Annotated in this window: 6 protein-coding genes and 1 pseudogene; 2 read left to right on the top strand and 5 right to left on the bottom strand. The window is 61.5% G+C overall.

Annotated features, from left to right (window positions below):
- The first annotated feature begins 232 nt into the window (after positions 1–232).
- Positions 233–1084, top strand: coding sequence for a hypothetical protein (locus ACD584_RS21350; RefSeq protein ID WP_081391576.1), 852 nt, complete (start codon positions 233–235; stop codon positions 1082–1084).
- 99 nt (positions 1085–1183) lie between these two features.
- Here ACD584_RS21350 and ACD584_RS21345 read toward each other — a convergent pair whose 3' ends face one another.
- The 5 genes and pseudogenes from ACD584_RS21345 to ACD584_RS21325 form a co-directional block, all read right to left on the bottom strand.
- Entirely contained in the window at positions 1184–1921 is a 738-nt protein-coding gene (locus ACD584_RS21345) for a hypothetical protein (protein ID WP_076036038.1), read from the bottom strand.
- Positions 1860–5603: a hypothetical protein gene (locus ACD584_RS21340; protein ID WP_372357331.1), complete on the bottom strand. Its 3744-nt coding sequence runs from the start codon at positions 5601–5603 to the stop codon at positions 1860–1862. The genes ACD584_RS21345 and ACD584_RS21340 overlap by 62 nt, the downstream gene beginning before the upstream one ends.
- Positions 5604–5627: 24 nt before the next feature.
- Positions 5628–5867: pseudogene (locus ACD584_RS21335) on the bottom strand (AHH domain-containing protein); the annotation flags it as partial.
- 34 nt (positions 5868–5901) lie between these two features.
- Positions 5902–6558, bottom strand: a complete 657-nt coding sequence (locus ACD584_RS21330; protein ID WP_076036037.1) for an imm11 family protein — start codon at positions 6556–6558, stop codon at positions 5902–5904.
- Between the two features lie 1524 nt (positions 6559–8082).
- On the bottom strand, positions 8083–8634 hold the full coding sequence (locus ACD584_RS21325; RefSeq protein ID WP_076036035.1) for a Tfp pilus assembly protein FimT/FimU: 552 nt from the start codon (positions 8632–8634) through the stop codon (positions 8083–8085).
- Positions 8635–8773: 139 nt separating this feature from the next.
- Here ACD584_RS21325 and uvrB point away from each other — a divergent pair, with 139 nt between their 5' ends.
- Positions 8774–10795 carry an excinuclease ABC subunit UvrB gene (gene uvrB, locus ACD584_RS21320; protein WP_012437987.1) on the top strand — a complete coding sequence of 674 codons (2022 nt, stop codon included), beginning with the start codon at positions 8774–8776 and terminating at the stop codon, positions 10793–10795.
- The last annotated feature ends 37 nt before the right edge of the window (positions 10796–10832 follow it).

Here is a 10832-nt window from a genome sequence, read left to right as displayed (position 1 = left end):
AATCTCCTCGGGGTAGGGAATTGGACTCCAAACTGAGGCGCTACTCAAAATTGGGGGGACGTCGTATCTACTCGCCGCTTGTATCGTAGGTTGCGCGGCTAACGCAGGGGCGGCTACGCAGGTCTCCGTGATCGATCACGCTGGCCGCGCTGAGGCTATGTCTGCATGGGAAACGACCCTGAGGCAAGAAACTCCAGCGATGACGGGATGCTTCATTTCGACTTTTCCTGACATGGGCTGGAAGGCGGTGCGCTGCGAGGCACCGCCGAAGGTAGTCATGGGGTCGCAGCACCTTGCCAATGACAAGGGTCGTACCACAATGGCCACCGACAGGGCGTTCATCACCGGTAACGGCAGCGATTATGCAGCGCGCTCAAGTAGGCTAACCCGCTCGGCGGTCGGTTCGTTCCCTAGCGTGAGCGGAGTGACCACCGGCGTGGTTCAATATTCTCTTCAGATTAATACCGACAATGCCAGTAATCCCGCCGCCTGCGCGCAGTTTGGTTTTTCCTCATGCAAGACCTGGCAACAGTACGTTTACTCCAGCGACTCAGATGAGAATTCCAGTAACGGTTTTCAGCCGGTTATCTTTATCGAAAGCTGGGTCTATGCGGACAGTTCCTCGGAGTACAACGCGGTAGGTTGCCCATCCGGCTGGGATGCGTACGAAGGTAATGCCTGCGTTATCAACAGCGACTCGGTGACGGTGCCTCTGGTGCCAGTGTCGGGCATTGGCGGCGTCAAGCTGACAGGTTCGGCAACCTCAGGGGGCGTGGACACCTTGACGTTCTCGGTGAATGGAAGAGCCTATAGCGTGAGCCAGAGCGCTTCTACAGTGAACATCAACAAGATCTGGCGACAGTCCGAATTCAACGTCTTCGGTAACGGCGCCAACACCCAAACAGTGTCGTTCAACCCAGGCTCGCGTGTCTCGGTGAATTTAGCCGTAAATGATGGCACGACAAATGCCCCGGCCTGTCTGGGCGATGCCGGCACCACATTCGAGCAGAACAACCTGACGCGCGGTAGCTGTACCTCCTTTGGCGGTACGTCTCCGGGCATCAGCTTCCCCCAAAGCAACTAATTGTTTACGGCTGGGGAGGTTCCGACCTCCCCAGGCGTTCTTATTGCACCGGAATCTAACTACGTCGGAACGGGATGGTTGCCTTAGATATTGCGCCGCTCAGTGGGTCGCATCTGAGCGCAGGTTGATTAGGCGATACTGCCCGCGATCGCCATAGCGCGCTCCTTTCTTGTCGATCTCGGCGCATAGCCTGTCCTTGCTACAGGCAACGAGATTGGCACGAGCAACACGATCTAAAAAGGTGATTTCCGCCCTAAGTTGGGCGGCTTCAGCGACAGCCGCTTTTGTGCTGTAGAGCGCGTAGCCGGCGACGACCACGCTGATGACACCCGCCACCAGCAGGGCAATTGATGCGATCCACATGCGCCGCGTTGTCGTTGTTTCCAGGGAGTGCTGTGCGTGTGCATAGCGCTGGGTGGCCTGCTGAACCGCCTGCTCTGCATTTGCCATCTTCTTATTGAATCGCTCTGCTGCCGGTTCCAGCGTTTGCGTCAGCGCCTGATTGCTCAATTGCGTCAGCCGGGGAAGCGCGTTCTCCACCACCCGGTTGACGCGTTGATCGGCGCTGTTGACTGCGGCCTGCAGAAGCTGCATTTGATGACGTACGAGATCCTCAAGGGCCTGCTCTCGCCGTTGCATCGCCGCGATGACTGCCGTCATGGCCTTGATCGAGTCCGTCATCGCCTGGTGCGATTCACTGCCGTCCGGCAGCGTTGAGGTGTTCTGCATGTCCATGGTGACCTCTTGTAAGTTCAATGCGTTTCTTGCCTTCTGGCTATCCGCCACCACCACCACCACCACCGCCGCCGCCGCCACCACCGTCGCCACCCCCTCCATCACCGGGCGGGCCTCCACCTTGCATCGCGGGATTATTGGCGAACTGCGGCAGCGTCATCACCATCACCGGGCCACGGCTGGTCTGCATCTCTGCTGCTACGTCCATCCCCAAGGCCTGGCGTGTCGTCACCTGTTCCTGGGCTTCCTGCTGGGCCTTGGCGTCCAGATGCTCATGTCCCTGTTGTGCCAACGCATTGCTGTGCGCGCTATTGCCGACACGCTTCAGGGCTTGTTCGATGGCCAGATCATTCTTGGAGTCGAGCGCATACAGCAGATCATCCACGTCTGGATCGCCGGTGATGGTCTTGCGCTCGGGCGGTGGTCGATCCTCCCGCTCGCCATCGTTTTGCGCCAGCGTGGTGGTGGCATCACGTTGCGCAGTGTCTGTAAACGTGGCAGGTAGTTGCCTTATCGCTGAGGGGCCATCGGGGTCGTATCCCTCACGTAATTCGCGCTCGGTAAACGGCTGTTCGCCGCGCGCCATGCGCGCTTGCCGCGCCTCTGCTATACGGGTTTCTGTTTCGAGATCCTGTTCGGCCTGGATCCGGAGCGCACGCGCAGAGCGCGCTATTTCCTCCCAGGAGTCCGGATCTGCTGGCACAGCGGTGGCAGGAGGATCCTGCTCATCTGCCTGGGACACAGAAAACGGCTGGCGCTCATCGGCCGCGCCCTCGGGCACGTCAGTGGAGCGGCCAGCGGCCGGCATGTCCAGCGATAGCCCTGCCGCTTGCACGAGGTGGCCGGACAATGGCAACGCTGCAGGGGTATTTGGTGCTTCCTGTGCTGGGGCCTGCGGCGTCCGCGCCAGTTGATCGTCGCTGCGTTCTGAGGCGAATGGTGTGGCGAGCGGTGGCGCGGTGGGCGGGTTCGCTGCTTGGGCCAGGTCCGCGTGCACCGCCTCCTCACGCTGTTGCGCAGACGCATCGCGGTGCGCATCCGAGGCTTGCGCCGTGGTCGGCTGCTGGCCGCTGTGCAGGTCCGCAACCGGCGGCAGATCTGCCGGCGATGTGGGCGCGATCGCCGCGCTCTGCGCTGTCTGTTGCTGGGCTTCGCGAGGGCGCTCTTCCTGCGCTTGTTGGCCTTGCGTCTGCTGCTGCGCTACGTTGGATGCATGTGCTTGCCCACGCTCTGCCTGCTGCTCATGGGGCTGTTGGGCGACGTCATCCTGGGTGGACCGCTGCTCGGGTTCGCGCGGCGATGTGCCCTGAGTGTGGAGCGACGGCGGCTCGCGCAAGACGCCGTCCTGCGCCGGCTCCTGCTCGCGTTGTGGAGCCGCTTGGACGTGCAGAGGCGGTTGCTCTGGATGTTGCACATCCTGCGCATGGAGACGTTCTTGCTGGCTCTGCTGGGCGTCCTGGGCGTGGCGTGTTTCCTGTTCGCGCTGTTGCGTCTCCTGGGCCTGCCGTTGCGACTGTTCGCGCTGTTGGGTGTCGTGTCCTTGGCGCTGCGCCTGTTCGCGTTGCTGGGCATCCTGTGCCTGGCGTTCTTGCTGCTCCAGCTGTTGCGACTCTTGCTGGCGAAGCTCCTGCAATGCATGCGCCTGCAGCGCTTGAGAGGACTGCGCCCGATCCTCCTGTGAGGTTTGCTCCTGCAGCGCGTGTGCGCGTGCCTGGGCCTGCTGCTGGTCTTGCGTCTGGCGTTCCTGCTGGTCGCGTTCTTGACGCGCCTGTGCGGCGCTGGCTGCCTGCATCCGCACCTGCATATCCATCACCAGTTGTGGGCTGGAGGATGTGTTGGAGCCAGACGTGTCGCTATCTGCCGATCCGTCGGATGGGCGCGACATAGAGGCCAGCTGTTGTGTGGGGGAGGCGGGCTGCTGCCGCGCCTGCACCTCCCGCAGCGCCTGGCGGATGTCCTCGGTGCTGGTGAGCGCTGCAACACGCTCTACACCATTGGGGCCGCGTTGCAGATGCGCAATCGGGCTGTCGGCGCCAAACTGACCACTTGGCCCTCGCTGCAACTGCATCGCGCCATCGCCAGCGAGTCCCTCTGCCTCACGGGTTCGCTGGGTGGCCAGCTCGATCGCTTCACGCCATTGCGGCTGCAACTCGGTGCCGACGATGCGATAGCGGTAGAGCGTCTGCTCGCCTTGTACGTCCTGCGGAGCCTGCCGGAGAGCGGCAATGGCCTGCGCCTGCTCGGCCAGTGCCGGTTGCAGCATCGCGCGCGTGGTCTCCAGTTCCAGCACGCGGTTGCCATCGGGTGGGGCGCCGTTGCTGGTCCACTGGCCTTCGATGTTGCGGTAGTAGCGCTGGCCGTTCGAGGCGGTCAAGGCATCTGGATCGGGCAGCGCCTGCTGCACCGCTGGCGACATCGGCAGGCCATCGGCCGCCCAGCCGCTGCGGTGGTGCGCCAGTTCATAGCGCGCCGCGATCGCGCCGGGACTGTTGGCGATATTGCGGGCGATGGTGTCCTGCGCTTGCGCGTCCAGTTCGGCTTTGCGGTGCGGCAAGGCGGTTTCCTGCACGTAGCTGCCGCGATCATTGGCGCCAGAGATCTCGGCCTTGACCAGCCGATGCCACTGACCGTCCGTTGCATCGCGTCGCCAGTCGGCGCTGCTCAGGCTTGGGCGGTCAGTGGCATTGGCCGGCTGACGATAAGGATCCTGCGGAGCGGGCGCATCCTTCAAGGCCAACGCGGCAGCGGCGTTGGTGGCCTGGTAATTGAGTTCGCGTGCCTTCTCGTAGCTGGCGACGATGGGAGTGGAGGTGGGGTTGTCTACCCCGTCGTTGGTGGTGTCGGCCTTGCCCTCACGCGCCCAGGCTGTGCCATTGAACGACCACTGGGTGCCCTCGCGATCGGTCTGGGTGTAGATGGCGCGGTTGTCGAGCAACGCGGCGGCCTTCTCGCCAGCGGTACTCAAGAAATACGCATCGGCTGCGATCAGCACCATCGGCCCGGCGCCCGAGCTACCCAGCGCGTAGGCAGCTGCGGTGCCGCCGGCCCAGCCGCCGACGTTGCGGCCGGCAAAGTGCGCAAGCTCCGATTGCGCGGCGAGCGGGTTGTCCTGGCCAAGAAGCTGGGTGGCGCGTTGGCCGGTCATCACCGTGTCGGCGGCGGTGGCGAGTAGGCCGGCGGTGCGCAGTGCCTGGCCTGCAGATAGATCGCCGGCCAGTAGCTCTGCGGTGGCGAAGCCGCGTTGCGAGACTGGCGTGTACGGCGCATGCGGTGTAGCGGCTGCGCCTTGGCGAATGCTGCGCGCAGCACCGCCGATGGTTGTCGGTGTGTCATCCAGGACTTGCTGGACCAAGGCCGCATTGGACTCGGATAGCCTTATTCGGCCGGCATCTTCGGCGTGCGCAATCGCCATGCGCAATTCTTCTCGGCCGGCGAACTCGCGGATAACGGCATCGCGTTCATTCGGGACAGCGACCAGATTTTTGCCCGTCATGCGTGCGTCATCGATCACCTTTGCGATCCGCTGCTCGGAGTGGGTGATCGCGGCCCATTCGGCTTCGACATTGCTCATCGAACGCAGCGTTTTCAACTGGCCGGCGTGGGTAGTGCGGTATTGCTCGTACTCGGAGAGCGTGCTGCGGTTTTGCGCGTTGGTTTGGGCCTTGGTCAAGTGATCCGGGGTCGTTGCGAACATATCGCCATTGATCAGGGCGACTTTGAGAGTGTCCTGCAGGTCGTGGACTTGGGAGGCGATGCGCTTCAATGCTCCGGCGTCGTTGCGCATGGCGATACGGCCGTCTGGCGATTTTCTGAGATCGTCAAGATAATCCCCAACTGCATCCGTATAAGACCTTCGCGTGCGTCCTCGGTGGGGAGAGGTTTCGATTTCGTCAGCCAGCTTGCCATCTACCGGCAGATACAGGCGATTGGTCGATACATCCTTGTCGATCAAGCCATGCTCAACCAATTTCTTGAGCAAATCATGCTTGCGAAAGAACGTGTTTTCAACGACATGATGACTTTCGAGGACGACGTTACTGGCCGGCATCTATCTTTGCTCCAAAATCCATGCAAAGAAATCTTTATCCGTAATTTGCAGCGTCGATTAGCCGCACGCCACGATTCTTGGGTGATTTGCCGAATCCCCGGGAAATCAATGTGTCGCGCAAGAAGCGATCGCAGAAGGCATCTGCCGTATACGGTGTCCTGAAGGCATGCGCTGTCCCGACCACATCCTTTCTGAATGCCAACTTTGCGCCCCCCACAAGGCTGTAGTACTTGCCATTTGGATACCCGGTCAACACCTTGACGGTGGATGTCTCTTCGTCAATGGCATCGATAATTCGCACCACCTCGCAAAGATAATGCGGCTCCCCAGGCGTACCGTCTTCCAATCGGAAGTCGCATTGCGCGAAGGCAAAGCCCTCCGGGTCCGCAGCTTCAAGGACCTGCTTCAGCGGCTCTGAGACCAGCCAGTAATCCTTGAATCCACTATCAAGGTCATCGGGCATGTCGCCGATGCGGCTGTCGTAGCGCAGGCGCGGGGTCTCCTTCAATGCAGCCAGCCCCGCGCGCTCTCCGGGCAGGCTGTCAGCGATGGGGAATGGCACCGCATCTTCGTTCTCGAACTCCACGCCATGCCCGCGACCGCCCCCGCCCATATCGGATCTGAGGATGTAGAACGCACCTTTCTGAGGTGCGTTGTGGAGTGTTGCGCGGGCTTCTTTTGCTTCGTTCATAGGTGCTTTCTCTCAACAATCCAGCATGCGTCGAACAGGTGCCCACAAGTGAGTCGCTTCGCTGCCTCTCCATCAGATGCCCACCTCTGCGCTTGACCGCCAGTGATGGAGGCGGGGCCGGCGGCGAATGTTGGGCATGCCCCTGTTGGAACGAGAAGCAGCCTCCTATGTTGCCCGTCTTCCGCGACTGACGCAGTAGGAAAACTCCGACGCCTACGGTTAGCGCTGGCCCTGGCGCGCGCAATCGTCGCCCCGCCACGCCTGCGGTCTTCATCCCCCTTTTTTTCGGCAGTCCTGCGATGGCTCACCAGGCAAGCCGCTGCTGGCGCTTGCGCCGCTTCTGATAGCTCGCTAATCCCTGCGGATCCCTGCGTGAAGCGCACCCCGTAGCGCCTCAAGCGGCGCGCCTGCGCGGACAGTCTGACCGCCAGAATTTCCAGATGACCATCGGGAGAAGGTAATTAGGTAATCTCGCGACCTTGAGGCACCTCAAGTTATTGATTTTAAAGCTTAATTAGCGATTACCCCTGATGGTAATTTCAGGTAATCTGCCGACTCGTAAAAAGTAATGTCATTGATTTTAAAGGGTTTTTTTAGGCCATAAGGTTACCTCCTTAGAAGGTAATCCGATTACCTCAAGATTACTCTTTAATTACCTTTGAAAAATCATCTTATGTCATTGAATTTAATAGATAAATCCAAGTTTTTCTAGGCGGGTTACCTAAATTACCTCTCTCCGGTGGTCATCTGAAAAATTGAGATTGGGGCGCGATAGAGTCGCCGCCCAACCACCCGCTCACTGGATCTCCCCGCGATGTCACGGTCCCGCGATGCCCAGCAGGCGCGCCTCAATGCCCTCGACGCGGTCGGCGGGAGCCCTTGGCGGCTGGTAGACCAGGGCAGGCTCGAGCGCGGCGCCATCTTGGCCGACAGGCACGATTGCCAGCGGCACTCTCTCTATATGTTGGTAGCTGCGGCATGAGCGCGATCGATGCCGGCGATGAGCCTGCGCTGCCGCCTGGCTTCTGCTGGGACCTGGCTTGGCAGCACGCGGATGGGCCCCCCACGGCGCTTCTCTTGGAAGGTGAAGAGGTGGCCAGGTTGGACCAGAGGATCACGGGCGGATGGTATGTGTTACTCGACCGCCAGAGGCCGGCTCCACCTGGCAGCCCCTTCGCGCCCCTTGTTGTTCGCAGCTGCAGCAGCTTCGAGCAGGGGCGGCGTGGCACGGTCATGTGGGTTTTGCGCCACGAGGCAAGAATTCGGGCCGACGTCGCGGCCAGGATTGCCTCCCGTCCGCGTCACCTGGGGACAGGCCAGTGAGCCCGGCGCAGCGGGAAAATCGCTGGGACGGCCCAGTGCGCACAAGGCCTCCGGCGATTGACGCCGGGAAAAATAGCCGGTGCAACTCGTTGATATGATTGCTTAGTAGAGCTAACTGTTAATCAGGGGGTCGTTGGTTCGAGTCCAACTTCGGGCGCCAAGATGTTCAAGAAGGCCGCGACTAGTCGCGGCCTTCTTGTTTTATGTCTGCGCAGGTGCCGGACAGCTCTGCATCACTGGGTAGCGAACGGATCGGGCTCTGCCAGAGTTGTTGATCACGACATCGGCCACTCGCTCCGACTGGATGCAGAGGCTGATCGTGGCATTGCTGCCGCCGCTGCGACCATCAGGCATGAAGCGGATCAGTGGCCTTCCTGCTGTGCTCGTGACACTCAAGCTCTGCGTCGTCGCGTGTTGTTCAACTCTCAATACGGACAGTGCGCTGCTTGGTTGGCCTGCGTTGGCAGGATCCGCAAACAGGATCCACCCTGCGGACCAGTTGCTGTCTGTTCGGCACATGGTTCCATCTGCGGAGGGGCAAACGCTGACAGCAGTCCGGCGCATGATCGCCATACTTCTGGCCAATGCCAGATGTGCCGTGAGTAGGTGGACGCGGGTCTGCAACCGCTGCCGCTCGATCAGGCTGCTGAAGCTCGGCAGCGCAATTGCGGCAAGCAGGCCGAGCACTGCCATCACGATGAGTAGCTCGGTTGCCGTGTACCCTTTTGCGGGTGACTGAGGTCCTGTCTGCATCGCGCCTCTCCGTTGGCTGGAGTAGCAGTCTCTGCGGTGATTGCGTGGTGCAGCAGGGGGCTTTGGCCTGGCGTGCTGTCAGGTTTCTACCTTCAAGGACCTCCGTTGTTTCGTACTGTCTTCCCCCGAGAGTTGCTCCATGACCGACCGCTTTGAGCTTGTATCCCCGTATTCCCCAGCCGGCGACCAGCCTGCGGCCATCGACAAGCTGGTGGCCAATTTCGAGGCGGGGTTGGCAAAGCAGACGCTGCTGGGGGTGACGGGTTCGGGCAAGACCTACACCATCGCCAACGTCGTGCAGCAGGTGCAGAAGCCGACGCTGGTGATGGCGCCGAACAAGACGCTGGCGGCGCAGTTGTACGGCGAGTTCAAGTCGTTCTTCCCGAACAACGCGGTGGAGTACTTCGTCAGCTATTACGACTATTACCAGCCTGAAGCATACGTGCCGTCGTCGGACACCTTCATCGAGAAGGACAGCTCGATCAACGAGCACATCGAGCAGATGCGTCTGTCGGCGACCAAGACGCTGCTGTCGCGGCGCGACTCGCTGGTTGTGGCCACGGTTTCGGCGATTTACGGCCTCGGCGCGCCGGAAGACTATCTGTCGCTGCGCCTGATCCTCTCGATCGGCGAGCACATCGATCAGCGCCAGCTGATCCGCCATCTCACCGATCTGCAGTACACACGCAACGAGTTCGAACTCACGCGCGGCGCGTTCCGTGTGCGCGGCGAGGTGCTCGACGTGTTTCCCGCGGAGTCGGACACCGAGGCGTTGCGTATCGAACTGTTCGATGGCGATATCGAGCAACTGACGTTGTTCGATCCGCTGACCGGCGAGACGCTGCGCAAGCTGCAGCGCTACACCGTGTACCCCAAGACCCATTACGCCACCACGCGCGAGCGCACCTTAAGCGCGGTCGACACCATCAAGGAAGAGTTGAAGGAGCGCTTGGAGCAGTTGTATTCGCAGAACAAGCTGGTGGAGGCGCAGCGCCTGGCGCAGCGCACCCAGTTCGATCTGGAGATGATGGCCGAGGTGGGCTTTTGTAACGGCATCGAGAACTACTCGCGGCACTTGACCGGCAAGGCGCCTGGCGAGCCGCCGCCGACCTTGTTCGACTACTTGCCGCCGGATGCGCTGCTGGTGATAGACGAGTCGCACGTGACCATTCCGCAGATCGGCGCAATGTACAAAGGCGACCGTTCGCGCAAAGAAACGCTGGTGGAATTCGGCTTCCGCCTGCCGTCGGCGCTGGACAATCGCCCATTGCGCTTTGAAGAATGGGAAGCGCGTTCGCCGCGCAGCATCTATGTGTCGGCAACACCGGGGCCGTACGAGCTGCGCGAATCTGCCGGCGAGATCACCGAGCTGGTGGTGCGGCCCACCGGCTTGATCGACCCGGTAGTCGAGATCCGCCCGGTAGGCACACAGGTCGACGATCTGATGTCCGAGGTGCACGAGCGCATCAAGCTGGGCGACCGCGTCCTGGTCACCACCTTGACCAAGCGCATGGCCGAAAACCTCACCGAATACCTCGGTGAGCACGGCATACGCGTGCGCTATCTGCACTCGGACATCGACACCGTGGAGCGCGTAGAGATCATCCGCGACCTGCGCCTTGGCAAGTTCGACGTGCTGGTCGGCATCAATCTATTGCGCGAAGGCCTGGACATGCCGGAGGTATCCCTGGTTGCGATCCTGGACGCAGACAAGGAAGGCTTCCTGCGCTCGACTGGCTCGTTGATCCAGACCATCGGGCGCGCGGCGCGCAACCTGCGCGGTAAGGCGATCCTCTATGCCGACAAGATGACGCGTTCGATGCAGGCCGCGATCGACGAGACCGACCGTCGGCGCGAGAAGCAGGTTGAGTACAACCTTGAGCACGGCATCACCCCGAAGTCGGTGGCGCGGCCGATCTCCGACATCATGGAAGGCGCGCGCGAAGACGCGGCCGAGAAGAAGGCGGGCAAGGGACGCTCGAAGTCGCGCCAGGTGGCCGAGGAGCCCGCAGACTATCGCGCGATGGGGCCTGCCGAAATCGCCGGCAAGCTCAAGGCACTCGAGCAGAAGATGTACCAGCACGCCAAGGATCTGGAATTCGAGGCGGCGGCGCAGATCCGCGACCAGATCCAGAAGCTCAAGGCGGCCAGCCTCGCGTGAGATGCCTGCGTCGTGATCGCGCAGGAAGGGCTTGTGG

This window comes from Xanthomonas sp. NCPPB 2922 (assembly GCF_041520885.1).
GTDB classification, from domain to species: domain Bacteria; phylum Pseudomonadota; class Gammaproteobacteria; order Xanthomonadales; family Xanthomonadaceae; genus Xanthomonas; species Xanthomonas campestris.
Note: the sequence above shows the minus strand (reverse complement) of the source record. Positions and strands in the feature narration are given on the sequence as shown.